Source organism: Streptomyces sp. NPDC005803 (assembly GCF_040630435.1).
Lineage (GTDB): Bacteria > Actinomycetota > Actinomycetes > Streptomycetales > Streptomycetaceae > Streptomyces.
This window is the reverse complement of record NZ_JBEXXO010000028.1, coordinates 70617-96571: the sequence shown is the minus strand read 5'-3', so window position 1 is coordinate 96571 and position 25955 is coordinate 70617. Positions and strand designations below refer to the sequence as shown.

Below are 25955 nucleotides of genomic sequence, written 5' to 3'. Positions count from 1 at the left end.
CCCGCCCTCTCCTCACGGATCAGGAATTCACCATGACACCGCACGAAACGCACAGGACCATCGGCCGCAGGTCATTTCTCGCCCTCGCCGGCGGGACGGTCGCCGGCGCCCTCGCCGCGTGCTCGCCCCAGATCAGCACCGCGGCGAGCGCCGAGCCTTCCGGAAAACTCCCCTCAGGTGCGCCGCCGCCGGGTACGAAACTCTCCATAGCCGTCCGCACCACGCAGCTCCAGCTGAAGTCGGCCGGATTGGAGAAGGACCTGCATTTCACCGTTTCGCAATGGCCCAACCTGGCCGCGGGCCCCGATATCATCCAGGGATTCCGGGCCCGTTCCATCGACCTCGCGGTCAATGCCGGAATTCCGCCGATCCAGGCCCACGCCATCGGCGTCGGGGCGAAGATCGTCGCCGTGCAGGTGCGGAACCATCCCTCGTACGTCTTCGCGACGGCGCCCGGCTCGGACATCACGTCCGTGGCCGGCTTGCGCGGGAAGAAGCTCGCGTTCTCCCAGGGACAGGCACAGGGCGTCGTCGTCCTGCGCGCGCTGAAGGAGGCCGGCCTCAGCCACGACGACGTCGAGCTGGTCGCCCTGCCCAGCACCCAGTTCCTCACCGCCCTGCAGTCCCGGCAGGTCGACGCGGCGCCGCTGGGCGAGCCCACCCTCACCAAGTACCTCACCCAGTACGGGAAGGACGGGGCGCGAGGCGTGAAGACCGACGTGGTGGACCTGCTCACGGTCCTCTGGGCACCCAACGAGGTCCTGAACGACGAGGCCGAGGCGGCCGCCGTCCGCGACTTCGTCCCGCTGTGGGCCCGCGGCCAGACCTGGGCCTGGGAGAACGCCGACGAGTGGATCGACACGTACTACGTCAAGGACCAGGGCGTCTCCCGGCAGGACGGCGCGCGCATCGTCGCCTCGCTCCGCAAGCCGCGGTTCCCGGTCAGCTGGGACAAGGCGATCGCGTGGGAGCAGGAGACCGCCGACCTGATGGCCGAGGGCGGCTTCGTACCGGAGCAGGACGTCGCCGCACTGTTCGACCGCCGCTTCGAGCGGATCGCGGCCGAGGCCGTGGCCGCCCCGTACCGGGAGACGTCATGACCGAACTGCTGACGAACACCCGCACGGCAGGCCGTGCGGTCACCGCCCCCGCGCCCGCCGAAGCCGGGGGACCGGCGCCCTGGCGGGCGCCCCGGCCGAAGTCCGTCCCCCGCGCCACCCGCAGACGGCTCGGTCCCGGCCGCGCCGTCCCCTTCGGGCGGCTGATCGGCCCGGTGCTGGTCATCGCCCTGTGGTGGTTCGCCTCCGCCGTCGGATACCTCGACCCCCGGATCCTGTCCGGACCCGGCACGGTCCTGTCCACCGCGTCCGACCTCGTCTCCAGCGGCCGCCTCCAGGACAACGTCCTCATCTCACTGCAGCGCGCCGGACTCGGCCTGTTCTTCGGCGTGAGTGCCGGGGTGCTCCTCGCCGTCGCCGCCGGACTCAGCCGCACCGGCGAGTACCTCCTGGACGGGCCGCTCCAGATCAAGCGCGCCATCCCGTCCCTGGCCATGCTCCCGCTGCTGATCCTCTGGCTCGGCATCGGCGAACAGATGAAGGTCACCGTGATCGCGCTCGGCGTCGCGGTGAACATGTACATCAACACGTACGCCTCGCTGACCGGCATCGACAGCAGGTACGTCGAGCTCGCCGAGGGGCTCGGACTGAGCCGGGCGCAGTTCGTCCGCAAGGTCGTCATGCCCGGCTCGCTGCCGGGACTCTTCGTCGGGCTGCGCCTCGGCGTCACCGCGTCCTGGCTCGGACTGATCGTGGTCGAGCAGGTCAACGCGACCAGCGGCATCGGCTACATGATGTTCCAGGCCCAGCAGTACGCCCAGTCCGACGTGATCATCGTGGGCCTGGTGGCCTACGGGATCTTCGGCTTCGCGTCGGACGCGGCGGTACGCGCCGTCGAGAGGAAGGTCCTGTCATGGCGACGCACCCTGGCGGGCTGAATCCGGCCGAGGAGACCGGTACGACGGCGCTCGCGGAACCCCCCGCCGTCCGTACCAGGAATCTCGTCCGCCGGTTCGGCGACCGCGTCATCCTCAAGGGGCTCGATCTCACCGTGGCGCCGGGCGAGTTCACCGCTCTGCTCGGGCGCAGCGGATCCGGGAAGTCCACCCTGCTGCGGGCCGTCGCCCGCCTCGACCACACCGTCGAGGGCTCCGGCGAACTCACCGTCCCCGAGCGCGTCTCGCTCTCCTTCCAGGACTCCCGGCTGCTGCCCTGGCTCCGGGTGATCGACAACGTGATCCTCGGACTGCGCGGGCCCCAGGCGCGCGAGCGCGGGCTCACCGCCCTGGCGGAGGTCGGCCTCCAGGGCCGCGGCCGGTCCTGGCCGCATGAGCTGTCCGGCGGTGAGCTGCAACGCGCCGCCCTGGCCCGCGCCCTGGTCCGTGACCCGCAACTCCTGCTGGCCGACGAGCCGTTCGGCGCCCTGGACGCCCTCACCCGGATCAAGATGCACGGACTGCTGCGTGAACTCCACGCGCGCCACCGGCCCGCGGTGCTGCTGGTCACGCACGACGTCGACGAGGCCGTCGAACTCGCCGACCGCGTCCTGGTCCTGGAGGACGGCCGGATCTCCGTCGACCTCGCCGTCGACCTGCCCACCCCGCGCTCCCGCCGCGACCCCCGGTTCCAGGAGTACCGCGACTCGCTGCTCACCGCCCTCGGCGTCGCGCAGCCCCCGACCCGTTCCGAAGCGAAGGAATCCCATGACCGCCCCGTCTGACCGCAAGCAGCTGCACCTCAACGCCTTCCTCATGTCCACCGGCCATCACGAGGCCTCCTGGCGGCTGCCCGAGAGCCCGGCCGAGGCGAACGCGGACATCGAGCACTACAAGAACCTCGCCCGGATCGCCGAACGCGGCAAGCTGGACTCCCTGTTCCTCGCCGACGGCCCCGTCCTGACGGGCGACCCCGGGCGCAGGCCCGCCGCCACCCTGGAGCCCACCGTCCTGCTCACGGCGCTCGCCGGTGCCACCCACCACATCGGCCTGATCGCCACGGCGTCGACGAGCTACAACGAGCCGTACAACCTGGCCCGTCGTTTCGCCTCGCTGGACCATGTCTCCGGTGGCCGGGCCGGCTGGAACATCGTCACCACCGCCGGCGCCGACGCGGCCCGCAACTTCGGCCTGGACGACACCCCGCTGCACCACGACCGCTACCGGCGGGCCGCCGAGTTCGTCGAGGTCTCCACCAAGCTCTGGGACAGCTGGGCCGACGACGCGGTGATCGCCGACAAGGAGCGCGGTGTCCACGCCCTGGCCGAACGGGTGCGGAAGATCGCGCACAAGGGCGAGTTCTTCCGGGTCGACGGCCCGCTCAACGTACAGCGGCCTCCCCAGGGATACCCGTTGCTCGTGCAGGCCGGATCGAGCGAGGACGGCAAGGACTTCGCGGCACGGTACGCGGAGGCGGTGTTCACCGCCCAGCAGACCCTGGAGGAGGGCATCGCCTTCTACAAGGACGTCAAGCAGCGTGCCGAGACCCTCGGCCGCAACCCGGACGGCATCAAGATCCTGCCCGGCATCGTGCCCGTGATCGGCGACACGGAGGCCGAGGCCCTCGCGCTCGACGCCGAGCTGGAGAACCTCATCGTCCCCGAGTACGCCAAGCGCCAGCTCGCCCAGGGACTGAAGATCGCCCCCGAGGAACTCGTCCTCGACGCGGAACTGCCCGAGGACATTCCCACCGAGGACGAGATCGAGGGCGCCAAGAGCCGCTACACGCTCATCGTGGAGCTCGCCCGGCGCGAACGCCTGACCGTGCGCCAGCTGATCGGGCGGCTCGGCGGCGGGCGCGGGCACCGCACCTTCGCCGGCACCGCCGAGCAGGTCGCCGACACCATCGAGCAGTGGTACGACAGCGGCGCGGCCGACGGCTTCAACATCATGCCCGCCGTGCTCCCCTCCGGCCTGGAGGTCTTCGTCGACCGGGTGGTGCCGATCCTCCAGGAACGCGGCCTGTTCCGCACCGAGTACACCGCGCGCACCCTGCGTGGTCACTACGGGCTCCCGCGGCCCGTCAACCGGATCTTCGAGACCGTCGACCGCAGGGAGGGACACGTCGGCATCCATCTGGCGCCGACCCCGTGACGGGCGGTCCGGAGCCGGAATCCGGCGGGTTCCGGCAGCCGCTGCCCGCGGGGGCGGGCCGGCTGCCGGAGCGCTGCCCCGCCCGTCCGCCGTTCAGGACGACGCGGGCACGCGGTCCAGGAACCCGCTGACCGAGCTGATCCGCCCGTCGTCGGCGAGGGTGATCACATCCGAACCGGCGACGGGGGCCGAGCCGTCGGCCGCGGCGACCAGTTCCCAGCTGAAGCGGACGAGAGCGTGGTGCCCGTCCACCGCCCCGGCCGGCTGGAAGGAGAACCCGGGGAACTGCTGCTGGGCGCCGCTGATCGCGGCGCACAGGGCCTCGTGTCCGCGTACGTCGGCCAGCGGGTCCGTGTACGTGGCGTCCTCGGTGAACGCCGCGGCGACGGCCTTCTCCAGCTCTTCGGCGGTGGGGGCGTTCCAGGCGGCGAAGTAGCGCTGGACGGCCTCGTCGTAAGCGGTCATCGTACGGTCCTCTCGCTCGGCCCCGGCCGGTCGGCAGGAGCGCTGTGCTCGTGAGGACCACGATGTCCGACGGGGTGGAGGGCGTCGATTACCTCCGAGGTAAGGGCGGCGGTGGGGCGGTCCCGGCAGGCCGAGGCCGACGCCGTGCGGTGCGGAGAGGCTGGGTACGGGGCCGCCGGGTGTGGGGCAGCCGAAACGTCCACGAGGCGGCCGGCGCACAGGGTGGCCGGCGCGCAGCAGGTCCGGCAGCTTCCCGTGTCTACACCGGCGCGTCCGGAATGACGTGCATGGCCGCTTCCTCGGCGGACGCCGCCGCCCCGTCGATCCCGACGTCCTCGCCGGCCGTGCTGTCCGGTTCGTTGAGGTCCAGGTCCCGGGTGAGCCGCCCGGCGCGTACGTCCCCGACCTCGGGGTCGTAGGGCTCGCCGTCCCCGCCGGACACGTCGCCCACGCCGTCGCCTGGCGGGTCGGCGGTCTCGGGCAGTTCCCGGGCCAGCCGGCCGTCCAGTGTCTCGCCGCTGAGCTGCTCGGACCCGGTGGTGCCCCGGTCCTCCACGGCCCAGGGGCGTTCGGGAGGTGAGTACCCCTCGTCCAGGACGCTGGCCAGCTGCTGTCTGTCGAGGGTGTCCTCCGTGTCGAGCTGCTCGACGGGGTCGGAGGCCTCCGGCTGCTGGGGCTGGTACACATCGTCGCCGCGGTCGGCACCGTCCATGACGACTCCCTTCCCGAGGTCGGGGTCCCGGTCATGCCTTCCGTACGACGCGGGAGCAAAGGGGCGTAACAGTCCCATTGCCTTCGAAAACCCCCCGTCTCTTCAGGATAGGCGGCAGGGGCCCGGGCCCGCACCGTACGGGCGAGCGCGGGCGAGGACGGCCGGTGTGCGCGACCATGGGAGGTGCGGGGCGGTCTCGCGCACTCAGTGCTGGGTCGGAGGCCGTCACGGACCCCGGCCCGCAGAGGCCGTCCGAAGGGCCGTCGTTGGAGAGGCCGTCATGGACTATCCGGAGAGCTATCAGCTGGTGTTTCAGACGTCCGCCGTGGAGGACGACACAGTGACCGTCCGGCGGACCGCGCAGTCGGGGGCGGGCGGATATCCGGTCTACGAGGACGAGACCGGGATCATCCGCGCGGAGATCAGCGAGCGAGGAGAGGTGCGCATGATCGCCAGTGGCGGGCACCAGATGCTCGGGACGCCGTTGGTGGCGCGGGAGCCGTCCGCCTGAGTAACCGGGACGCTCGGCCGCCCGTGTTCCCCGCGGTGCCATCCCGGGAGCGCGCGAGGCCGGGCGGTCGGCCATGCCTGCTGCGGGGTCCGCCTCGGGAGCGTCGCCGTCCGGCTGGGCGCGCCGCCCGGAGAGTGTGGTCGGCCGCCCCTACGCGGGTGCGCGGACCGCATCACCGGGGAGCGCCGACGGCCACCCGGACGCGGGTCACTCCGCCCGCGCGGCCGCCCGCCCCGGGAGCATCCGGGCGCCCGCTCGCGCGGGGACCGGCCCGGGAGTATGGGCGCATGACCGAACCGCTTCCGCTCCCGCTCGCGGGCATCACCGTCGTCAGCCTGGAACAGGCCGTCGCGGCGCCCTTCGCCACCCGTCAGCTGGCCGACCTCGGCGCTCGCGTCATCAAGGTCGAGCGCCCCGGCGGCGGCGACTTCGCCCGCCGCTACGACACGACCGTGCACGGGCAGGCCAGCTATTTCGTCTGGCTCAACCGCTCCAAGGAGTCCCTCACCCTGGACCTCAAGACACCCGAGGGCCGCGAGATCCTCGATGAACTCATCGCCGGCGCCGATGTGTTCGTGCAGAACCTCGCGCCGGGTGCGGCGAACCGGATTGGTCTGGGCGCCGACGCCCTCCAGGCCCGCCACCCCTCCCTCATCACCTGCACGCTCAGCGGTTACGGCACGAGCGGATCGTGGTCCGGACGCAAGGCGTACGACCTCCTGGTGCAGTGCCAGACCGGTCTCCTGTCGATCACGGGCTCGCCCGACGAACCCGCGCGCTCGGGCATCTCCGTCGCGGACATCGCCGGTGGCATGTACGCCTACAGCGGCATCCTGTCCGCCCTCTTCACGCGGGCGACCACCGGCCGGGCCCTGACGGTCGAGGTGTCCCTCTTCGACGCGCTCGCCGAGTGGATGAGCCAGCCCGCGTACTACACGCGCTACGGCGGCACGCAGCCGCCGCGGATCGGCGCCCAGCACGCCACGATCGCGCCGTACGGTCCCTTCACCGCCGCCGACGGCAAGGACGTGATGCTCTCGGTCCAGAACGAGCGCGAGTGGCAGTCCCTCTGCGTCACCGTCCTCGGCCTGCCCGGACTCGTCGACGACCCCCGGTTCGCCACCGGCCCGGACCGGGTCGCCCACCGCGAGGAGCTGAACGCGATCGTCGCCGCGCGGTTCGCGGACCTCGGCAGCGAGGAGGCCATGGAGCTGCTGGACGGGGCGGCCGTCGCCAACGCCGGCGTGAACTCCGTGGCCGAGTTCCTCGACCACCCCGCGCTCACCGAGCGTGACCGCTGGCGCGAAGTCTCCGTGCCCGGCGCCCCCGGCCCCGTACAGGCACTCCTGCCACCGGTGGACCTCGGCGGCGTCGGCCCCCGGATGGACCCCGTACCGGAGCCCGGCCGTCACACCGAGCAGATCCTCGCCGGCCTGGGCCGCAGCGCCTCCGACATCGAGGGGCTCCGTGCCCGAGGCGTCGTGGAGATCGCCGACCCCTATCACGGGGGCGGGTCCGCCGGCATCCTGCCGACGCAGGACAATCTGTCCTGAGCCGTCCAACACTTGGTCGAAATTTTGCCCCTGATGGGATGCATCCGGGGGACACCAGGCACACTCGACCTGTAGGAATCTCGCCACGAAGAGGATCACGCATGATCACGTTGAAGAAGGAAGACGGCCCGGCGGATCTGGACGGGGTGACCCACCTCTCCATCGGGGTGTCCTGGGACCCCACCGTCGGCGCCAGTGGCGGGCTGATGGGGAAGCTGCGTCAGAAGAAGGGCACCGACCTCGACCTGATCGCCATCGCGATGCAGGGCGCGGAGCCGGTACGCCTGGCCGGCCTGGACTCCCTGGACCCGCTGGGCAACCGCTCGCTGGTGCACAGCGGCGACAACCAGACCGGGCACGGTGACGGCGACGACGAGACGGTGACCGTCGACTTCGCCGGGGTGCCGGCCAACATCACCTCCATCGTCTTCATCGCCGCCGCGTACAAGAAGCACAGCTCCTTCCAGAGCGCGCGCAACATCAGCTTCAAGGTGTACGACGCGACGGGTGGCACCACCCAGCAGGTCGCCGACATCTGGCCGAGCCTGCTCAGCAACGACAACGGCTGCGCCGTCGCCAAGGCGATGCGGGTCGGCGGGAGCTGGAAGCTCGAGGTGATCAACGAGACCGGGAAGATCAAGCAGGGCGACGAGCAGGCCCTGATGCGCTTCGCCGTCAGCAAGTAGTGAGCGGCACGTAGCAGGCGGCAGGGCACGAGCGCCCCGGCCCCGGCCCGTACGCGACGGTCAGTCGACCCGCCGCGTACGGGCCGGGGCCGCGGCGTTCCCGGAGGCCAGGGGGGAGCGCGCCAGCTCCACGCAGCCCGCGGCGACCAGGCCGAGCGCCACCAGCTCCGGGAGCAGCCACCAGCCGGTGCGCAGGTGCTCGCCGAACAGCGTCACCCCGTACAGGACGCTGATCAGCGCGTCGCCCAGGGTCAGACACGGCTGGACCGCGACCAGCGTGCCCGCCTGCAGCGCGTTCTGGAGGAGGAACAGCGCGCCGACGCCTGCCACGGCGGTGCCGTAGAGCTGCCAGGACGCGAAGAGCGCGCCCGCCCCGCCGTCGTCGAGCCGGGCCATGGCGTCCTTCATCAGGGCGGCGGTGAGCGCGTACGCACAGGCGGCGGCCAGGCCCAGCAGCGCCGCCCGTGGATTGCCGCGGGTGGCCAGGGCGGCCGCGATCAGGGCCGCCTCGAACAGGCCCGTCAGGATCAGCGCCGGAATCCACGCCGCCCCGCGCACCGTGGCGCTGCCGCCGCCCGGGGCGGCCGACGCCATGCCGAGGGCCAGGCCGCACGTCACGGCGGCCACCCCCAGCCACACCGGCCGGGGCAGCCGCACCCGCATCATGAAGCCGGCCAGCAGGAGCGTCGCCGGCAGCTCGATCACGAAGATCGGCTGCACCACCGCGATCGGTCCGGTGGCCAGCGCCACCGCCTGGCAGACGGCCGCGACGATCACCAGACCGATGCCCGCCAGCCACACCTTCTGGCGGAGCAGATGGCCGATCAGCGACAGGCGCATCGCCTCGCTGTCGGGGGCGGTGCGGGCGGCGCGGCGCTGGAGGACGGAGGCCGCACCGTTGCTGAGCGCGGTCAGGACGGCGAACAGGACGCTGATCACCGGTCCATGATGCGGGTGCCCGGGGCGCATTCCGGGGTCCCGCCGCGCAGCGGCATGGCGGAAGCCGCCCCCTGTCTGCCCGGCGGCTGCCCCCGCACGGGCCGGGCTGCCTTCACGGGGCCGGGCCGCGCCGACCGGATCCCGGGTCGCACCCGTCGGGATCGCAGCGGCGCAGCAGGACCGAGTGTTCGTGTGCTCGAAGCCGTCCCGCACCGTCGAAGTGGCCCATCAGGACCGAAGCTGACCGCTTGGCCGCGTAGCGTGCCGTCCATGGCCGTGAAGAAGAAGACCTCCGCCGCCCCGGCCGCCGTGCTCTCGCCGCGGGCGCTGGGCCGCGCGACCCTGGCACGCCAACTCCTGCTCCGTCGCACCGCGATGAGCGCCGGGGACGCCGTCCGCCATCTCGTCGGCCTCCAGGCGCAGAACACCAAGCCGCCGTACTACCAGCTCTTCGCCCGGTTGGAGGACTTCGAGCCGGCCGAGCTCGCCGGGCTGATGGAGTCGCGCGACGTCGTCCGCATCGTCACCCTGCGCTCCACCCTCCACACCCACACCGCCGACGACGCCCTGACCCTGCGTCCCCTCGTGCAGGAGGCCCGCGACCGGGAGCTCGGGATCTTCCGCAAGCGGCTCGTGGGCGTGGGCCTGGACCGGCTCCGGGACCTCAGCAGGGCGTACGTCGAGGAGGCGCCCCGCACCCCGAAGGAAATCCGCGAGAGGCTGCTCGCCGAGTGGCCCGACGCGGATCCGCAGGCGCTGAGCACGGCCGCCCGCTGTCTGCTGCCGCTCGTCCAGACCACCCCGCGCGGGGTGTGGGGAAAGAGCGGCCAGGTCGCGCTGACCACCGTCGAGCACTGGCTCGGCAGGCCCTCCGCGCCCGCGCCCGCGCCCGACGGGACCGTACTGCGCTACCTCGCGGCCTTCGGGCCGGCCTCGGTCAAGGACATGCAGGCGTGGGCCGGGCTGACCCGGATGCGCGAGGTGTTCGAACGGCTCCGGCCCCACCTGGTCACCTTCCGGGACGAGAACGGCGTCGAACTCTTCGACCTGCCCGACGCCCCACGCCCGGACGAGGACACCCCCGCCCCGCCGCGCTTCCTGCCGGAGTTCGACAACGTCCTGCTCGGCCACGCGGACCGGACCCGTGTCATCCCGCCGGCGCTCAAGGGCCGCAACGGAGTGGGGAACCAGGCGTACGGCAGCGTGCTGGCCGACGGCTTCCTCGCGGCGATCTGGCGGACGGAGGCCGGCCGGGGCGGCGCGCCGAAAACCGTCACGGTGCAGGAGCTGCGCCCGTTCTCCGCAGCGGAGCGGGACGCCGTCACGGACGAGGCCGTGGCCATGCTCACCGTCATGACGAGGGCGGTGAAGCACAGCACCGGCAGCCCCACCCACACCGGCGACGACGTCCGGTTCGCCCCGTTCGTCGACTTCGACCGCTGAACCGGGCGAGGCACGGGGCGCGGCAGAGGGCGCTCCTGACCGGCCCTGTGCGGCGCGACTCGTCGCCGCCAGCCGGGAGATGCCCCGGGATATGCCCCGGGAGGCGTCCACGAACTGCGGCAGCAGAGCGGCGAAGAGGACGGTCCCCTCGGGGTCGGTGACCCCCACGAGCACCCGACCACGCGACTACGGCAGCAGCCCCGCCCGCCGGGCCGCGACGACCGCTTCGAGGCGGGTGTGCGCGCCCAGCTTCCGCATCGCGGAGCGCAGATAGCCCTTCACCGTCTCGGGCCGCAGCCCGAGCCGGTCCGCCGCCACCGCGTTCGTGGCGCCCGCGGCGACGCAGGCGAGGACGTCCACCTCGCGCGGCGCCAGCTGGAACCCGCGCGCCCTCGGCACCCGGGCGCCCGCCGCCGCGGCGAGCCGCCCGCACACCGCGAGCAACTCGTCGCGCAGGGCCGGGTCGACGACCTTCGGGGCGAGGGCGCGCAGCTCGCGGTGCGCCTCCCGGACGTCCTCCCACGCCCCGGGCACGGCCCGGGGGTCCGTGACCTCTTCCCGGGTCACGGCGAGCAACTGCCGCACCTCGTCCCGGACGGCGAGCGCCTGCTCCACGTCGCGTGCCGCGGCGACCGCCGCGTCGAACGTACGGTCCCCCAGCGTGAGGGGCTCGCGCAGCGCCCCGTACAGCACCCCCCGCACCTTGCGGCGGACGACGACGGGCACGGCGACCACCGAGCGCAGGCCCTCCGCGGCCACCGCCGTGTCGTACTCGTGGCTGATGTGGCGCGAGGAGTGGTAGTCGGTCACCGCGCACGGTCGCGACAGCGCGATCGACTTGCCGCCGAGACCACTGCCGGCCGAGATCACCAGCCCGCGCAGCGCCGTGGTCTGCGCCCCGTTCAGCTCCGCGATCCTGGCGTGGCGGGTGTCGGAGAGCAGCCCGCCGAAGGCCACGGGCAGCCCGCTCGTCCGGCGCAGCCGCAGCAGCGCCGCTTGCATCTCGACCGCATCGACCGATTCCGGCACGCTGACGCCTCTCCACCCAGGTTCCCGGGGACACCGCATCCCCCGCACCACCCCCGTTCGGGGGTGGTGAGACCTGGGTCACTGTTTACATGATGTTAAGCGACCGGTCCGGTCCGCAATGAGGAGGGCACATGTCGGCATCCAGCGCGACGGAGACGTTCCGGGCCGCCCGGGACTTTCTGCTCCGGCACCGCGAGGACTACACCGCGGCCTACGAGGGCTTCCGCTGGCCCCGGAGCGACCACTTCAACTGGGCGCTCGACTGGTTCGACGTCATCGCCGAGAACAACGACCGGACCGCTCTGCACATCGTGGAGGAGGACGGCGGGCGCACCGAGACGTCCTTCGCCCGCATGTCCGCGCGCTCCAACCAGGCCGCGAACTGGCTGCGCGCCCAAGGCGTGCGGGAGGGCGACCGCATCCTCGTCATGCTCGGAAACCAGACCGAGCTCTGGGAGACCGCGCTCGCCGCGATGAAGCTGCGTGCCGTCGTCATCCCCGCGACGCCCCTGCTGGGCCCGGTCGACCTGCGCGACCGGGTCGAGCGCGGCAGGGTCCGTCACGTCCTCGTCCGGGACGCCGACACCGCCAAGTTCGACGAGGTGCCGGGCGGCTACACCCGGATCTGCGTCGGCGCCGACACCGAAGGCTGGGTGTCGTACGCAGGGGCCGACGAGCAGCCGGAGACCTTCACGGCGGACCGGGAGACCGACGCCGACGAACCGCTGATGCTCTACTTCACCTCGGGCACCACCGCCAGCCCCAAGCTCGTCGAGCACACCCACGTCTCCTATCCCGTGGGCCACCTGTCCACCATGTACTGGATCGGGCTCAAGCCCGGCGACGTCCACCTCAACATCTCCTCGCCCGGCTGGGCCAAGCACGCCTGGTCCAACCTCTTCGCCCCCTGGAGCGCCGAGGCGACCGTCTTCATCTTCAACTACACCCGCTTCGACGCCGGCCGGCTGATGGCCGAGATGGACCGTTCGGGCATCACCAGTTTCTGCGCACCGCCGACCGTCTGGCGCATGCTCATCCAGGCAGACCTCTCCCAGCTGAAGACCCCGCCGCGCGAGGTCGTCGCGGCGGGCGAACCGCTGAACCCCGAGGTCATCGAGACGGTCCGGCGGGCGTGGGGCGTCACCATCCGCGACGGCTTCGGACAGACGGAGACCGCCGTCCAGGTCGCCAACACCCCCGGCCAGGTCCTGAAGGCCGGTTCGATGGGCCGCCCGAGCCCGGGTTTCAAGGTCGTCCTGCTCGACCCGGTCAGCGGGGAGCCCGGCGCGGTCGAGGGCGAGATCTCCCTCGACCTGTCCGGCCACCCGGTCGGCCTGATGACCGGGTACCACGGCGATCCGGACCGCACCGCCGAGGCGATGGCGGGCGGCTACTACCGCACCGGCGACATCGGCTCGCGTGACGCCGACGGGTACATCACCTACGTCGGCCGCGCCGACGACGTCTTCAAGGCCTCCGACTACAAGATCTCCCCGTTCGAGCTGGAGAGCGCCCTGCTGGAGCACGAGGCCGTCGCCGAGGCGGCGGTCGTGCCGGCCCCCGACGCGGTGCGGCTCTCCGTCCCGAAGGCGTACATCGTGCTCGCCGAGGGCTGGGAGCCCGGACCCGAGACCGCCAAGGTGCTGTTCGCCCACTCCCGGGCCGTACTCGCCCCGTACAAGCGGGTCCGCCGGCTGGAGTTCGCCGAGCTGCCCAAGACGGTCTCGGGAAAGATCCGCCGCATCGAGCTGCGCGAGCGCACCGCCCGGGGCGCGGGGACCGAGTACAGCGAGGGGGACCTGACGTGACCCAGCCGTCCTACGCCCACGGCACCGGCGCCACCCCCCTGCTGGGCGACACCATCGGACGCAATCTCGACCGGGCGGTCCAGATGTACGCCGGCCGCGAGGCGCTCGTCGACGTACCGTCCGGACGGCGCTGGACGTACGCCGAATTCGGCGCGGCCGTCGACGAACTGGCCCGGGCGCTGATGGCCTCGGGCGTCGCCCAGGGCGACCGCGTCGGGATCTGGGCGGTCAACTGCCCGGAGTGGGTGCTCGTCCAGTACGCGACGGCCCGCATCGGCGCCGTCATGGTCAACATCAACCCCGCCTACCGGGCGCACGAACTGGAGTACGTACTGAAGCAGGCCGGGGTCTCCCTCCTGGTCGCCTCGCTCGCGCACCGCACCAGCGACTACCGGGCCCTGGTCGAGGAGGTCCGGGCGAACTGCCCCGCCCTGCGCGCCGTGCACTACATCGGGGACCGGTCCTGGGACGAACTGCTCGCCGTCGCCTCAGCGGTGACGTCAGAGCAACTCCGCGAGCGCGAGGCCGGGTTGTCCTGCGACGACCCGATCAACATCCAGTACACCTCCGGCACCACCGGCTTCCCCAAGGGGGCCACGCTCTCCCACCACAACATCCTCAACAACGGATACTTCGTCGGTGAGCTGGTCGCCTACACCGAACAGGACCGGGTCTGCCTGCCGGTGCCGTTCTACCACTGCTTCGGCATGGTGATGGGCAACCTCGGCGTCACCTCGCACGGCGCCTGCATCGTCATCCCGGCCCCCGCCTTCGAAGCGTCCGCCGTCCTCGCCGCAGTCGAGCAGGAGCGCTGCACCTCGCTCTACGGCGTCCCCACCATGTTCATCGCGGAGCTGAACCTCCCCGGCTTCGCCGCGTACGACCTCTCCTCGCTGCGCACCGGCATCATGGCCGGATCGCCCTGCCCGGTGGAGGTGATGAAACGGGTCGTCGCCGAGATGCACATGGACGAGGTGTCCATCTGTTACGGCATGACGGAGACCTCCCCGGTCTCGACCCAGACCCGCCGCGACGACGACCTGGAGCGCCGCACCGGCACGGTCGGCCGCGTCATGCCGCACATCGAGGTCAAGGTCGTCGATCCGGCGACGGGTGTGACGCTGGAGCGAGGTGTGTCGGGTGAACTGTGCACCCGTGGCTACAGCGTGATGCTCGGCTACTGGGAGCAGCCCGAGCGCACCGCCGAGGTGATCGACGCCGGGCGCTGGATGCACACAGGGGACCTCGCGGTGATGCGCGAGGACGGCTACGTGCAGATCGTCGGCCGGATCAAGGACATGATCATCCGGGGCGGTGAGAACGTCTACCCCCGGGAGATCGAGGAGTTCCTCTACCAGCACCCGAAGATCGCCGATGTGCAGGTGGTGGGCGTGGCGGACGAGCGGTACGGCGAGGAGATCCTGGCCTGCGTCATCCCCGCGGACCCGGCCGACCCGCCGAGCCTGGAGGAAGTGAGGACCTTCTGCCGCGAGCGGCTGGCGCACTACAAGGTCCCGCGCCTGCTCCGGATCATGGAGGCCTTCCCGATGACGGTCAGCGGGAAGGTCCGGAAGATCGAACTCCGGGAGGACTACGGCCGGTAGTCGGCCCGGGCGGGGGGACGGGTGCCGGGCACCGTCAGGCGGCTTCGATGATGTCGCCGGCGGCGCCCTGGGTCGCGGCCGCCCATTCGATGAGGAGCACCTCGTACGCCGCGGACTCCACGGGGGACCAGTCCTGGCCGGCGCGCGCGTCCACGAGCGCGCGGATCGCCTCGTTCGCCTCGACGGCGGCGGGGTGGGCCGGCTGTGCGGGGAAGGTGCTGTGCGGCGGGGTCGCGGGTGGAGAAAGCCGTGGAGTTAAGACCATGCGCCCTACTCTAAGGCCCGCCACCGACAACGGACCGAACATCTGTGGCCTCCGGCTCGAACGTGACCGATAGCACTCACTGTGGCCGGGCGGTTTCTGTGAGCTGCGGCACGTCGCGTCGCATGCAGACCCGGGGCCAGCGGTCGAGGCCGTGTTCCGCCTCCTCGGCGCGAATCGTGCGCAGCCCGTCCGTGAGTCCGGATTCCGGCAGGACGCGGAAGCCGAGCCGGGCGTAGTACGGCGCGTTCCACGGGACGTGGGAGAAGGTCGTCAGGGTGAGCGCGGCCAGACCGCCCGCCGCGGCCCAGCCGGCCGCGTGGTCGATCAGCGCGCCGCCCAGTCCGCGCCGGGCGGCCGACGGGTGGACGGAGACCTGCTCGACATGGGCGGCGCCGTCGACCGGGTCGGCGATCAGATACCCGAGGGGGCGGTCGTCGGGGCCCGCGGTCACCCAGGCGCGGCCCGCCTCGCGGTAGCCGTCCAGCAGCTCCAGGGGCGGCGGATCGTCGTCGGCGATCCGGGACATGCCGAGGGCGCGGAAGGGTTCGCCCGCGGCGCGCTCGATGTCCTGGAGGAGCGGGAGATCCGAGCGACGGGCTGGACGGATGCGCATGCTTCAGTATGCCGCCCCGCGCCCAGCCCTTAGGCTGCGGAATCCGGGGTCAGGCGCCCGTGCTGAGGAGTTCGTCCGCCGGGCTGTTCACCGGCTGCGGGGTCCCGGTGAGATCCATGACGAACAGCGGGATGCCGAGCCCGTCCGCCCGCTCCCGGGCGTCCGGCGCGTACCCCGCCAGCGAGAAGAACACGCTCGACACCGAGGCGTTCAGCGCGTGGAGCCACAGGCACTCGACGTCGCGCAGGGCGGTCGGCCGGGTGGTGGAGTCGACCTGGGCGATCAGCCCTGCCGCCCGCAGACCGATGCGGGACGCCGGGCGTCCGGCGGGCTGCACGACGTCGCGGTAGCCCAGCCACGTCAGGTACAGCGCGGCGGCGCCGACCGCGTCGCGCGCGGTGCGGATGGTCAGCGGCCGGAAGGCGGGCCGCGGGGCCGGGGCCGTACGCGGCAGCGGTATGTGCGACGGCCGCGCGGGCCGGGAGGACGAGCCGGCCCTGCGGCCGGGGGCGGACACCGGGCGGACCGGGATCCGCAGCACGGCCCCGCACGGGCAGCACAGTTCGGGCTGCGGCCACTGGTCGTGCCGGCCGCAGCCCCGGCAGCGCACCGTCACCCAGTCGTCGTTCCAGGTGCGGTGGGTGATCGGCGTGACGGGGGCGCCGCGCAGCAGCGGCGGGGCGGTCGGCGCGCCGCAGGGGCACGGATAGACGGGCGTGAGGTAGGCGTGGTCGCGGCGGCAGGCCGGGCACCGCACCGGCACTGATTCCACCCTCGGACCCCTTCCGGCCGACGACATGCGGCAGGAGCCCGCGAGCGCGGGCCGACTCCGCTCCGTACCCCCATGCTCCACCAAGAGCGATGCCCCCGGCAGGGAGTTGGGGGACTTCGTGCCCCGCTCGGCGGCCGGGGCGGGCCCGGGCCGCCTCTCTTGACGGCCGTCCGGCCGCGCTTTAGATTTGCTTCCGTATAGCAGAAGCGATTTTCCGTAATGCGGAATTGGTGCTCTCAGGTGGCGCGACAGAGCCCGACTCCACCCAGGTCCGAGCAGGAGCACTCAATGCCTCGAATGACCGCTGCCCGAGCGGCAGTTGAGATCCTCAAGCGCGAAGGCGTCAGCAACGCGTTCGGTGTGCCGGGCGCGGCCATCAACCCCTTCTACGCGGCCCTCAAGGCCTCCGGCGGGGTCCATCACACGCTCGCCCGCCACGTCGAAGGCGCCTCCCACATGGCGGAGGGCTACACCCGCGCCCGCCCGGGGAACATCGGCGTCTGCGTCGGTACGTCGGGACCGGCCGGGACCGACATGATCACCGGCCTCTACTCCGCCATCGCGGACTCGGTCCCGATCCTGTGCATCACCGGCCAGGCCCCCACCGCGGTGCTCCACAAGGAGGACTTCCAGGCCGTGGACATCGCGTCGATCGCCGCACCGGTCACCAAGGCGGCCACCACCGTCCTGGAGGCCGCGCAGGTCCCGGGCGTCTTCCAGCAGGCCTTCCACCTGATGCGCACCGGCCGTCCGGGCCCCGTCCTCATCGACCTGCCGATCGACGTGCAGCTCACCGAGATCGAGTTCGACCCCGAGCTGTACGAGCCGCTGCCGGTGCACAAGCCGGCCGCGACCCGCAAGCAGATCGTGCGCGCCGTGGAGATGCTGAACGCCTCCGAGCGGCCGCTGCTCGTGGCGGGCGGCGGCATCGTCAACGCCGACGCCGCCGAACTCCTCGTGGAGTTCGCCGAGCTGACCGGCGTCCCGGTCGTCCCGACGCTGATGGGCTGGGGCGTCATCGCCGACGACCACGCGCTCAACGCCGGCATGGTGGGGCTCCAGACCTCGCACCGCTACGGCAACGCGAACTTCCTGGAGTCCGACTTCGTCCTCGGCATCGGCAACCGCTGGGCCAACCGCCACACCGGAAAGCTGGACGTCTACACCAAGGGCCGGACGTTCGTCCACGTCGACATCGAGCCCACCCAGCTGGGCAGGATCTTCGCCCCCGACCTCGGTATCGCCTCCGACGCCAAGGCGGCACTGGAGCTGTTCGTCGAGGTCGCGCGCGAGCTGAAGGCGGCCGGCGGCCTCAAGGACCGCACGGGGTGGGCCGCCTCCACGCAGGAGCGCAGGGCGGCACTCCAGCGGCGCACCCACTTCGACAACGTGCCGCTGAAGCCGCAGCGCGTGTACGAGGAGATGAACCGGGCATTCGGCCCCGAGACCCGGTACGTCACCACGATCGGCCTCTCGCAGATCGCCGGAGCGCAGATGCTGCACGTCTACCGGCCGCGCCACTGGATCAACTGCGGCCAGGCGGGCCCGCTCGGCTGGACCATCCCGGCGGCGCTCGGCGTCGCGACGGCGGACCCGGAGGGCTCCGTCGTCGCGCTGTCCGGCGACTACGACTTCCAGTTCATGCTGGAGGAGCTCGCGGTCGGCGCACAGCACCGCATCCCGTACGTGCACGTCCTGGTGAACAACTCCTACCTCGGCCTGATCCGCCAGGCGCAGCGCACCTTCGACATCGACTTCCAGGTCAGCCTGGAGTTCGAGAACCTCAACTCCCCGGAGCTGGGCGTCTACGGCGTCGACCACGTGAAGGTCGTCGAGGGGCTGGGCTGCAAGGCGATCCGGGTCACCGAGCCGGACCAGCTGCTGCCGGCCTTCGAGGAGGCGAAGAAGCTGGCGGCGGAGTTCCGGGTGCCGGTGGTGGTCGAAGCGATCCTGGAGCGCGTCACGAACATCGCGATGAGCGGTACGGACATCGCGTCGGTCAACGAGTTCGAGGACCTCGCGACGGAGCCGGGTCACGCGCCGACGGCGATCCGCCCGTTCACGAAGGCCTGACCCGTCGGGCCGCGGCCCCCGCGCTTCCCGCCGGACGGGGAGGCGGGGGCCGCATGGTTGTGTCCCGGGGCCGGACGGGCTGAGGGCTGTCCTCGAAAGCCGGGCGGGCTGAAGAGTCGTCCTCAATCGCCGGGCGGGCTGAAGAGACCTCCCCATCGCCGGACGGGCTTGATCGTGCCGCCCGTCCGCTGTGGTGACCTGCGATGCCCGCGGCGATGCCACGCGATGTCCGCCGTGATTTCTCCGGGCCTCCGCTGCGCGATCCAGCCCCTCCCGCGAGCGAGGACGGAACCGGTCATCCCAGGGGCCCGCGCACGCGAAAGGGCGTGGAGCACGGACCGTGATCCGTACTCCACGCCCTGGCGAAAGGGAATGACAGGGGCCGCGGCGGGGCGCGAACGGGTGGAGGGGCCGGCCCCCTTCAGGTCAGGGACCCGGACCACCACCCACGCCACCGCACTGGCGTCGCACCGCCGCCGCGGCCTCGTCCTGCCCGCGCCCCGCGCGACCCCTCATCCGGGCGGGCGCGACGACGCGGGCAGGGATCGGGCGGGAGGCTCAGTCCTCGCGCAGGGCGCGGACGGCCTCCTCCACGCGCTTGCCGTACTCGGCGTCCGCGGCGTGGAAGTGGGCGAGGTTCTTCTCGATCACGTCGTCGCGCGTGACCTGCGAAAGGCCCCCGGCGATGTTGGCGATCAGCCGGTCCTTCTCGTCGGCCGACATCAGCCGGTACAGCTCGCCCGCCTGGAAGAAGTCGTCGTCCTTGGTGTGGGCGGGCGTCTCATGCGTGCCGGTCCAGCCGTGGACGGCCAGCGGGGCGGAGTGTGCCGCGTCCGTCTGGGCCGGGCCCGCATACGAGTTGGGCTCGTAGTTCTTGTCGTGCCGCGCTCCGTTGCGCGTGGCGTGCAGCCCGTCGCGGCCGTAGTTGTCGACGACGGCCGTGCGCGGCGCGTTCACCGGCAGCTGGGTGTGGTTGACGCCCAGGCGATAGCGGTGCGCGTCCGCGTAGGCGAACAGCCGGCCCTGCAGCATCCGGTCCGGGGACGGACCGATGCCGGGCACGAAGTTGTTCGGGGAGAACGCGGCCTGCTCGACCTCCGCGAAGACGTTGTCCGGGTTGCGGTCCAGCACCAGCCGGCCCACCCGCTGGAGCGGATGGTCCGCGTGCGGCCACACCTTGGTCACGTCGAACGGGTTGAAGCGGTAGTCCGCCGCCTCGGCGGCCGGCATGACCTGCACGTACAGCGTCCAGGACGGGTTCATCCCGCGCTCGATGGCCTGGAGCAGATCGGTCTGATGGGAGTTGGCGTCCTTGCCGACGAGCTCCGCGGCCTGCGCGGCGGACAGCGAGCGCACGCCCTGGTTGGTCTTGAAGTGGTACTTGACGAAGAAGGCCTCGCCCGCGGCGTTCGTCCACTGGTAGGTGTGCGAGCCGAACCCGTTCATGTGACGGTAGGAGGCGGGGATGCCCCGGTCGCCCATCAGCCAGGTGATCTGATGCGTGGCCTCGGGGGAGTTCGCCCAGAAGTCCCAGACGTTGTCCGGCTCCTGCCGGCCCGTGAACGGGTCGCGCTTCTGCGAGTGGATGAAGTCGGGGAACTTGATCGGGTCCTTGATGAAGAACACCGGGGTGTTGTTGCCGACGAGGTCGTAATTACCTTCGGCCGTATAGAACTTGAGCGCGAAACCGCGGGGGTCGCGCACGGCGTCCGCGCCGCCGAGCGAGTCGGCGACCGTCGAGAACCGGATGAACGTCTCGGTGCGGCGCCCGACTTCGGAGAGGAAGTCGGCCCGGGTGAAGCCGGTGACGTCGTCGGTCACCTCGAAGTAGCCGTACGCGCCGGAGCCCCGGGCGTGCACCACGCGCTCCGGGATGCGCTCCCGGTTGAAGCGGGCGAGCTTCTCCAGGAGGTGACCGTCCTGGAGGAGGATCGGGCCGCCGGCGCCGGCGGTGGCGGAGTTCTGGTTGTCGGCGACCGGGGCGCCTGACTCGGTCGTAAGCACGCGCTGCGTCATGGTGTCGGGGCGACCTTCCGTACGGGAGCTGCTGAACTGCGACGGCCTGGGGCTCCAGGAGCGTAAGTACGCCCCGAACCCGACGTCAACAGTTTGTTGAAATTCATGAAGGGGAGGTGTTCCGGACGGCGCCGGCGCCTTGGCGCGACAGGACAGGTGTCAGCGCCGGCGCCGTCCGGAAGTGCGGGGGCCGGGGGAATACTCACCCGGCGGGGTGGTGCCGGCCGGGCCCGCCGAGGGCCCGGCCGCATCGGATCAGTCCCGGACGGGCTGACCGGAGAGGCGCTCGACGGAGCGCAGCAGCGCCGAGTGGTCCAGGCCGCCGTCGCCCTGTGCGCGCAGCGAGGCGACGAGCTGGGCGACGACACCGCCGACCGGCAGAGCCGCGCCGACGTTGCGGGCGGCGTCCGTGACGATGCCCATGTCCTTGTGGTGCAGGTCGATCCGGAAGCCGGGGGCGAAGTCCCGGTTCAGGAAGTTGTCCTTCTTGCGGGTCAGCACGGTCGAGCCGGCCAGTCCGCCGTTCAGGACGTCCAGTGCGGCGGCGAGGTCGACCCCGGACTTCTCCAGGAAGACGACGGCCTCCGCGCACGCCTGGATGTTGACCGCGACGATCAGCTGGTTGGCCGCCTTCACCGTCTGACCGGAGCCGTGCGGACCGCAGAGCACGATGGTCTTGCCCAGCGCCTCGAGCACCGGCTTCGCGGCGTCGAAGTCTGCCTGCTCGCCGCCCACCATGATGGACAGCACGGCCTCGACGGCACCGGCCTCACCGCCGGAGACGGGCGCGTCCAGGACGCGGATGCCCTTCTCGGCGGCCTTCTCCGCCAGGTCCACCGACGTCTGCGGGGTGATCGAGGACATGTCGATCAGCAGCGCGCCGCGCTTCGCGTTCTCCAGGATGCCCTCGGGGCCGTACGCGATCGCCTCGACCTGCGGGGAGGCGGGCACCATCGTGATGACCACGTCCGCGTCCGCGACCGCCTCGGCGATCGAGGAGGCGCCGGTGCCGCCGGCCGCGGCCAGCCGGTCGACCTTGTCCTGCTCCAGGGTGTACCCGGTGACGTGGTAACCGGCCTTGATCAGGTTCTCGGACATGGGCGAACCCATGATCCCGAGCCCGATCCACGCGACCTTGGGGAGGTTGTTGCTCATGAGGGTGCCTTCCGATAAGCGTGTGTACGAGGGGCGGTGCGCCGCCGTCAGCGGGCGGCCCGCGCGGTGGCCGCCAGCCACCCGAAGGACTCGGCGCTCGGCCGGTCGCCCGGCTTGTACTCAAGGCCGACCCAGCCGTCGTAACCGGCCTTCGTCAGCTCGTCGAGGAGCCGCTCCAGCGGCAGCGAGCCGGTGCCGGGCGCGCCGCGCCCCGGGTTGTCGGCGATCTGCACATGGCCGGTCCGGTCGGCGTAGGCCGCGATGACCTGGCTGAGGTCCTCGCCGTTCATCGACAGGTGGTACAGGTCGAGCAGGAACTTGGCGTTGCCGAGGCCCGTCGCCGCGTTGACCCGGTCGACGACCTCGATCCCGGCCGGTGCGCTGACCAGCGGGTAGCGTGGCGACTCCGGCCCGTTCAGGGTCTCGATCAGCAGGACGGCCCCGATCCGGTCGGCCGCGCGGGCGGCGATCACCAGGTTCTCCAGGGCGAGTTCGTCCTGTGCGGCGGGGTCGACGCCGTCGACCCGGTTGCCGTAGAGCGCGTTGAGCGCCTTGCAGCCGGCCGAGGCGGCGAAGCCGGCCGCCACCTCGATGTTGGCCCGGAAGCGGTCCGACTCCCTGCCGGGCACGGAAAGCGCGCCGCGGTCGGGGCCGGGGAGCTGTCCGGCGTAGAAGTTCAGCCCCACCAGCTGGGTGCCGGCGTCGTCGAGCGCCTTCTTCAGCGCGTCGAGTTCGGCCTGCGGAGGGGTGGGGGTCTCGATCCAGGGCCACCACAGCTCGACCGCCGTGAAGCCCGCCGCGGCGGCTGCCGCGGGTCGCTCCAGGAGCGGGAGTTCCGTGAAGAGGATCGAAAGGTTCACATCGAAGCGCTGGTCCGGGTAGCCCATGAGGGTGTCGGCGCTCCTTCCGTATCGCGGAAGTTAGTTTCTGCTCAACGGAAGGTTGCCCGGACGGTGTGCGGGCTGTCAAGGGGGTGCCCGGAATTCGGGCCGGTCAGGGGCGGTCACGACCCGGGCCCGGACACGCGGAAGGCGGGGCGGAGGCCTCACGGCCGTCCGCCCCGCCCGCCGTTCCCGGTACCGGACTACCCGGCCGGCACCGTGTCCTGGAACGCGGTCCCCGCCGCGCGGTACGCGCTCACCCGGGCATTGACCTGCGCCGGGGTGAGGACCTGGTCCTTCACGTGCAGGACGTAGTCCACCTGCTGGTCGTACGAGCGGGGCGTCGTGCTCGTCTGCCCGGCCAGGTCGATCAGCCACTGGTTGAAGTTGATCGACATCGCCCGCTCCGGCAGGTAGGCCGCACCGTGCGTCCCGAACACCTGGCCGTCGATGTAGTACGTGATCGCGCTGCCGTCGATCGTCACGACCAGGTCGTGCCAGCCCGCGTAGCTCTGCCGGGCCTCACTGTGCGCGTTGACCGCCTCCCAGGGGTCGGGCCGGTAGGTCTCCCACGAGGTCGTGTACAGGATGTTGCCGCTCTCGCCCCACCCGCCGTTCGGCAGGTACTCGAAGTCGTACTCCGCGTAGTCGTCCGCCATCGGCGCCTTGAGGTCGTTGATGGTGAAGAACGTCTGGACGAGATGGTCGCCGTCCGGGCCGGAGACGGGGGTGTCGCTGAACTTCACCCGCGCCGCGTAGGTGCCGTTGCGGAACTTCATGGACCGGGTGAGGACCTCGGTCTGCTTCGTCGAGGCGCCGCTGCCCGCAGTCGACGTCCGCAGGTTCATCACCGAGTTGCCGCTCTGGGTGGCGAACGTGACGTTCTCCGGGGCCCAGGTGGCGCCGGGAACGCCGGGGCCGCCGGAGTTCGAGCGGACGCTCCAGCCGTGCGCGGCGATCTGCGGATCGGTGTGGCCGGCGTAGTCGAAGTCGTCGAAGAGCGTGGGCGCGCCCTCCGGCGGATCCGTGGGGTCGGTGGGGTCCGTGGGATCGGTCGGATCCGTCGGGCCGTTGCCCCCCGGGGCCTCACCCCAGACCGTGGCACCGCCGAGCTGTGCGGTCACCTTCGACCAGTCGCCGTACGCCGTCAGGCCGGCCCCGAACGAGTAGTCGTCGCTCTGCACCAGCGGCTGCCAGTTCGACCGGTAGAAGCGCAACTGCATGTCGCCGGTGTCGGCTCCAGGGGCGAGCGAGCCCGCACCCGGCGTGAAGCCGATCTCCAGATAGCGGTCGGCGGTGGCGGTCGGGGAAGCGAGCGTGCCGAACGTCCCGGTGACGTTCGCGCAGCCCTTGACCGCCCAGGAACAGGCGAACCGGTAGGCGTCGCCCGCCGCCTCGCCCTTGAAGTAGTAGCGGACCTTGACGTCGCTGAGCTGCACGGTCCCGTTGCCGGTGTTGCGCACCTTCAGCCAGGGTTCGCTCTGGTCGGCCGTGGCTCCGGACGCACTGGTGCGGTACTGGACGGCGAGCGGTCCGCCGGCGGCGCTCGCCGGCGTCGGGACGGCGGCCAGCGCCGTACAGCCCAGGGCCAGGGTGGCGGTGGCTGCCGCCGCCGCACGGATCCGGCTCTTCGCGAGTGACTTCATGAAACCTGTTCCTCTCCGGAACGGTCGTGGGGGAGTGGTTCCTGCCGAGGTGGCACTAGGAAGTGGCCGAGAGCGACCGGGGGGTCAGGGGGCGGTAGCGGACGCCGAGGGCGTCGAGCCGTGCCGTGTGGCTCCCGAGGCGGGACAGGAAGCCGGGCCAGTCGCTGCGTCCGCCCGACCAGGCACGGTCCGCGAGGGCGCACAGCCGCGGGTAGGTCAGGTACTCGATCCGCTCCGGCGTGGTCGCGTACTCGGTCCACAACTGGGCCTGGGTGCCCAGTACCCGGTCCGCGTCCGCCGCCTCCCAGCCGTCCGGCACCGGCCGGTTGCCGTGCACCGCCCGCAGGCCGACGGGCGGTCCCGGCTGCGCGGCCGGCTCGCCGGGGTCGGCGGACTGGGCGTAGTCGAGGTACGTGGTGCGGTGATGCGCCGTGACCACCTGATGGCCGCGCCGGGCGGCGGTCCGTGCGTGGGCCGGGTCACGCCAGGTCATCACGGTGAATTCGAGGGGAAGTTCGGTCCCCGTCTCGGCCCAGCCGACCGGACGCCTGCCCTGCTCGGTCAGGAACGACCCGATCCGTCCCATGAACCAGCCGTGCAGCGCCCGCGCGTCGGACAGCCCCTCGGCGGCGGCCCGCGCCCGCGCCGCGGGGCTCGACTCCCACTCCGTGGTCGGGCACTCCTCGCCGCCGATGTGGATGTACGGGGACGGGAAGACGTCCATGACCTCCTCCAGTACCGTCCGGCAGAAGTCGAAGACCTCCTCGTGGACGCCGAACACCGTGTCGCAGACGCCCCAGCGGGTCCACACGTCCAGCCGCCGCGAGGGGTCGTTGCCCAGCTCGGGATGGGCGGCGAGGGCCGCGCGCACATGGCCGGGCATCTCGATCTCGGGCACCACGCGCACCCCGCGCGCCGCCGCGTAACGGACCAGGTCCCGCAGCTCCTGCCGGGTGTACGCCCCCGAGTGCGGAATGCCGTCGAAGCGCTCGTCGCCGCGCCCCGGCGGGCCGGACATCGACTGCCGGCGGTGCCCGCCGATGCCGGTCAGCCGTGGATAGGCGGGAACGGGCATCCGCCACCCCTGGTCGTCCGTGAGGTGAAGATGGAGGGTGTTCAGCTTGTGCAGCGCCATCAGGTCCACGTAACGGCGCAGGTAGGAGACCGGCTGGAAGTGCCGGGCGACATCGAGCATCGACCCGCGCCACGGATACGCGGGCACATCGCTGATCTCGACACAGGGCAGCGTCCACGGCTCTCCCCGCTGCGCCACGTCCGACAGGGCCTCTGCGGGCAGCAGTTGCCGGATCGTCTGCACGCCCCTGAGCAGGCCCGGGAGGCGCGCGGCCCGCAGCAGCAGGGAGTCCGGGCCGATGGTGAGCCCGTACCCCTCCTCGCCCAGACCGCCCAGCTGCGGGTCGAGCGCCAGCACGACGCGGCCGGTGGCGGACGGGGTGAGGGGCAGGCCTGCGGCCGGGGCGAGCAGGGTGCGCAGCAGGTCGGCGGCGCCCTCCGCGCCGGGGTAGGCCCGCACCGATGTGCCCGCGTCGAGGGTGAAGCGGCCGGGGCGGGAGGAGACCTTGCGGGGACGGGGCACGAGCGAGTGTTCGGGACGTGATGCGGGCACGGGGCCTCCG

23 protein-coding genes are annotated in these 25955 nt (G+C 71.9%); 11 read left to right on the top strand and 12 right to left on the bottom strand.

Annotated elements, in window-relative coordinates; translation table 11 throughout:
- The first annotated feature begins 32 nt into the window (after positions 1 to 32).
- Genes ABZ454_RS31695 through ABZ454_RS31680 form a run of 4 tightly spaced genes read left to right on the top strand, consistent with a single transcriptional unit; the run spans position 33 to position 4147 of the window.
- Entirely contained in the window at positions 33 to 1100 is a 1068-nt protein-coding gene (locus ABZ454_RS31695) for an ABC transporter substrate-binding protein (protein WP_359543022.1), read from the top strand.
- Positions 1097 to 1996, top strand: a complete 900-nt coding sequence (locus ABZ454_RS31690) for an ABC transporter permease (RefSeq protein ID WP_359543021.1) — start codon at positions 1097 to 1099, stop codon at positions 1994 to 1996. Before ABZ454_RS31695 ends, ABZ454_RS31690 begins: the two co-directional genes overlap by 4 nt.
- Positions 1972 to 2778, top strand: coding sequence for an ABC transporter ATP-binding protein (locus ABZ454_RS31685; RefSeq protein WP_359543020.1), 807 nt, complete (start codon positions 1972 to 1974; stop codon positions 2776 to 2778). Before ABZ454_RS31690 ends, ABZ454_RS31685 begins: the two co-directional genes overlap by 25 nt.
- On the top strand, positions 2762 to 4147 hold the full coding sequence (locus ABZ454_RS31680; RefSeq protein ID WP_359543019.1) for an LLM class flavin-dependent oxidoreductase: 1386 nt from the start codon (positions 2762 to 2764) through the stop codon (positions 4145 to 4147). Before ABZ454_RS31685 ends, ABZ454_RS31680 begins: the two co-directional genes overlap by 17 nt.
- Before the next feature lie 93 nt (positions 4148 to 4240).
- Here the strand turns inward: ABZ454_RS31680 and ABZ454_RS31675 are convergent, their stop codons facing one another.
- A complete protein-coding gene (locus ABZ454_RS31675; RefSeq protein WP_356323537.1) occupies positions 4241 to 4612 on the bottom strand; it encodes a nuclear transport factor 2 family protein in 372 nt (123 codons plus the stop codon).
- Positions 4613 to 4871: 259 nt separating this feature from the next.
- Positions 4872 to 5324 (bottom strand): DUF5709 domain-containing protein, encoded by a 453-nt coding sequence (locus ABZ454_RS31670; protein WP_359543017.1) that lies wholly within the window; start codon positions 5322 to 5324, stop codon positions 4872 to 4874.
- Between the two features lie 280 nt (positions 5325 to 5604).
- Here ABZ454_RS31670 and ABZ454_RS31665 point away from each other — a divergent pair, with 280 nt between their 5' ends.
- From ABZ454_RS31665 to ABZ454_RS31655, 3 genes are all read left to right on the top strand, one after another.
- A complete protein-coding gene (locus ABZ454_RS31665; protein WP_356323541.1) occupies positions 5605 to 5835 on the top strand; it encodes a DUF6296 family protein in 231 nt (76 codons plus the stop codon).
- 287 nt (positions 5836 to 6122) lie between these two features.
- A complete protein-coding gene (locus tag ABZ454_RS31660) occupies positions 6123 to 7388 on the top strand; it encodes a CaiB/BaiF CoA-transferase family protein (RefSeq protein WP_359543015.1) in 1266 nt (421 codons plus the stop codon).
- A 101-nt stretch (positions 7389 to 7489) separates the two neighbouring features.
- The gene (locus ABZ454_RS31655) at positions 7490 to 8074 is read left to right on the top strand and encodes a TerD family protein (RefSeq protein ID WP_356323545.1); all 585 of its coding nucleotides are present in this window, start codon (positions 7490 to 7492) and stop codon (positions 8072 to 8074) included.
- Between the two features lie 60 nt (positions 8075 to 8134).
- Here the strand turns inward: ABZ454_RS31655 and ABZ454_RS31650 are convergent, their stop codons facing one another.
- A complete protein-coding gene (locus tag ABZ454_RS31650; protein WP_359543012.1) occupies positions 8135 to 9013 on the bottom strand; it encodes a DMT family transporter in 879 nt (292 codons plus the stop codon).
- A gap of 270 nt (positions 9014 to 9283) precedes the next feature.
- Here ABZ454_RS31650 and ABZ454_RS31645 point away from each other — a divergent pair, with 270 nt between their 5' ends.
- The gene (locus ABZ454_RS31645) at positions 9284 to 10456 is read left to right on the top strand and encodes a winged helix DNA-binding domain-containing protein (protein WP_359543011.1); all 1173 of its coding nucleotides are present in this window, start codon (positions 9284 to 9286) and stop codon (positions 10454 to 10456) included.
- Positions 10457 to 10642: 186 nt separating this feature from the next.
- Here the strand turns inward: ABZ454_RS31645 and ABZ454_RS31640 are convergent, their stop codons facing one another.
- A complete protein-coding gene (locus tag ABZ454_RS31640; protein WP_356323551.1) occupies positions 10643 to 11485 on the bottom strand; it encodes a helix-turn-helix transcriptional regulator in 843 nt (280 codons plus the stop codon).
- 131 nt (positions 11486 to 11616) lie between these two features.
- Between ABZ454_RS31640 and ABZ454_RS31635 the strand changes: the two genes are divergently transcribed.
- Together ABZ454_RS31635 and ABZ454_RS31630 are read left to right on the top strand one after the other, a co-directional pair.
- A complete protein-coding gene (locus tag ABZ454_RS31635) occupies positions 11617 to 13293 on the top strand; it encodes an AMP-binding protein (RefSeq protein WP_356323554.1) in 1677 nt (558 codons plus the stop codon).
- Positions 13290 to 14897 (top strand): AMP-binding protein, encoded by a 1608-nt coding sequence (locus ABZ454_RS31630; protein WP_359543008.1) that lies wholly within the window; start codon positions 13290 to 13292, stop codon positions 14895 to 14897. Before ABZ454_RS31635 ends, ABZ454_RS31630 begins: the two co-directional genes overlap by 4 nt.
- A 34-nt stretch (positions 14898 to 14931) precedes the next feature.
- On the opposite strand, the gene ABZ454_RS31625 is transcribed toward ABZ454_RS31630, so the two are convergent.
- From ABZ454_RS31625 to ABZ454_RS31615, 3 genes are all read right to left on the bottom strand, one after another.
- Positions 14932 to 15162 carry a hypothetical protein gene (locus ABZ454_RS31625; protein WP_356323559.1) on the bottom strand — a complete coding sequence of 77 codons (231 nt, stop codon included), beginning with the start codon at positions 15160 to 15162 and terminating at the stop codon, positions 14932 to 14934.
- A 76-nt stretch (positions 15163 to 15238) separates the two neighbouring features.
- Entirely contained in the window at positions 15239 to 15775 is a 537-nt protein-coding gene (locus ABZ454_RS31620) for a GNAT family N-acetyltransferase (RefSeq protein ID WP_359543006.1), read from the bottom strand.
- 49 nt (positions 15776 to 15824) lie between these two features.
- Positions 15825 to 16547, bottom strand: a complete 723-nt coding sequence (locus tag ABZ454_RS31615) for a hypothetical protein (protein WP_359543004.1) — start codon at positions 16545 to 16547, stop codon at positions 15825 to 15827.
- A 297-nt stretch (positions 16548 to 16844) separates the two neighbouring features.
- On the opposite strand from ABZ454_RS31615, the gene gcl reads away from it, so the two are divergent.
- The gene (gcl, locus tag ABZ454_RS31610) at positions 16845 to 18620 is read left to right on the top strand and encodes a glyoxylate carboligase (RefSeq protein WP_359543002.1); all 1776 of its coding nucleotides are present in this window, start codon (positions 16845 to 16847) and stop codon (positions 18618 to 18620) included.
- Positions 18621 to 19178: 558 nt separating this feature from the next.
- Here gcl and ABZ454_RS31605 read toward each other — a convergent pair.
- From ABZ454_RS31605 to ABZ454_RS31585, 5 genes are all read right to left on the bottom strand, one after another.
- On the bottom strand, positions 19179 to 20636 hold the full coding sequence (locus ABZ454_RS31605) for a catalase (RefSeq protein ID WP_356323565.1): 1458 nt from the start codon (positions 20634 to 20636) through the stop codon (positions 19179 to 19181).
- A gap of 255 nt (positions 20637 to 20891) precedes the next feature.
- A complete protein-coding gene (locus ABZ454_RS31600) occupies positions 20892 to 21791 on the bottom strand; it encodes a 2-hydroxy-3-oxopropionate reductase (RefSeq protein WP_359543001.1) in 900 nt (299 codons plus the stop codon).
- 47 nt (positions 21792 to 21838) lie between these two features.
- The gene (locus tag ABZ454_RS31595; RefSeq protein ID WP_359542999.1) at positions 21839 to 22678 is read right to left on the bottom strand and encodes a TIM barrel protein; all 840 of its coding nucleotides are present in this window, start codon (positions 22676 to 22678) and stop codon (positions 21839 to 21841) included.
- 197 nt (positions 22679 to 22875) lie between these two features.
- The gene (locus ABZ454_RS31590; RefSeq protein WP_359542997.1) at positions 22876 to 24318 is read right to left on the bottom strand and encodes a cellulose binding domain-containing protein; all 1443 of its coding nucleotides are present in this window, start codon (positions 24316 to 24318) and stop codon (positions 22876 to 22878) included.
- Positions 24319 to 24373: 55 nt separating this feature from the next.
- Positions 24374 to 25945, bottom strand: coding sequence for a beta-N-acetylhexosaminidase (locus tag ABZ454_RS31585; RefSeq protein ID WP_359542996.1), 1572 nt, complete (start codon positions 25943 to 25945; stop codon positions 24374 to 24376).
- Positions 25946 to 25955 lie beyond the last annotated feature (10 nt).

Bases quoted from the DNA above. Each gene is read 5' to 3' on its own strand.
- ABZ454_RS31695 (WP_359543022.1), top strand. From the start codon at position 33: ATGACACCGCACGAAACGCACAGGACCATCGGCCGCAGGTCATTTCTC.
- ABZ454_RS31690 (WP_359543021.1), top strand. From the start codon at position 1,097: ATGACCGAACTGCTGACGAACACCCGCACGGCAGGCCGTGCGGTCACC.
- ABZ454_RS31685 (WP_359543020.1), top strand. From the start codon at position 1,972: ATGGCGACGCACCCTGGCGGGCTGAATCCGGCCGAGGAGACCGGTACG.
- ABZ454_RS31680 (WP_359543019.1), top strand. From the start codon at position 2,762: ATGACCGCCCCGTCTGACCGCAAGCAGCTGCACCTCAACGCCTTCCTC.
- ABZ454_RS31675 (WP_356323537.1), bottom strand. From the start codon at position 4,612: ATGACCGCTTACGACGAGGCCGTCCAGCGCTACTTCGCCGCCTGGAAC.
- ABZ454_RS31670 (WP_359543017.1), bottom strand. From the start codon at position 5,324: ATGGACGGTGCCGACCGCGGCGACGATGTGTACCAGCCCCAGCAGCCG.
- ABZ454_RS31665 (WP_356323541.1), top strand. From the start codon at position 5,605: ATGGACTATCCGGAGAGCTATCAGCTGGTGTTTCAGACGTCCGCCGTG.
- ABZ454_RS31660 (WP_359543015.1), top strand. From the start codon at position 6,123: ATGACCGAACCGCTTCCGCTCCCGCTCGCGGGCATCACCGTCGTCAGC.
- ABZ454_RS31655 (WP_356323545.1), top strand. From the start codon at position 7,490: ATGATCACGTTGAAGAAGGAAGACGGCCCGGCGGATCTGGACGGGGTG.
- ABZ454_RS31645 (WP_359543011.1), top strand. From the start codon at position 9,284: ATGGCCGTGAAGAAGAAGACCTCCGCCGCCCCGGCCGCCGTGCTCTCG.
- ABZ454_RS31635 (WP_356323554.1), top strand. From the start codon at position 11,617: ATGTCGGCATCCAGCGCGACGGAGACGTTCCGGGCCGCCCGGGACTTT.
- ABZ454_RS31625 (WP_356323559.1), bottom strand. From the start codon at position 15,162: ATGGTCTTAACTCCACGGCTTTCTCCACCCGCGACCCCGCCGCACAGC.
- ABZ454_RS31620 (WP_359543006.1), bottom strand. From the start codon at position 15,775: ATGCGCATCCGTCCAGCCCGTCGCTCGGATCTCCCGCTCCTCCAGGAC.
- gcl (WP_359543002.1), top strand. From the start codon at position 16,845: ATGACCGCTGCCCGAGCGGCAGTTGAGATCCTCAAGCGCGAAGGCGTC.
- ABZ454_RS31605 (WP_356323565.1), bottom strand. From the start codon at position 20,636: ATGACGCAGCGCGTGCTTACGACCGAGTCAGGCGCCCCGGTCGCCGAC.
- ABZ454_RS31600 (WP_359543001.1), bottom strand. From the start codon at position 21,791: ATGAGCAACAACCTCCCCAAGGTCGCGTGGATCGGGCTCGGGATCATG.
- ABZ454_RS31595 (WP_359542999.1), bottom strand. From the start codon at position 22,678: ATGGGCTACCCGGACCAGCGCTTCGATGTGAACCTTTCGATCCTCTTC.
- ABZ454_RS31590 (WP_359542997.1), bottom strand. From the start codon at position 24,318: ATGAAGTCACTCGCGAAGAGCCGGATCCGTGCGGCGGCGGCAGCCACC.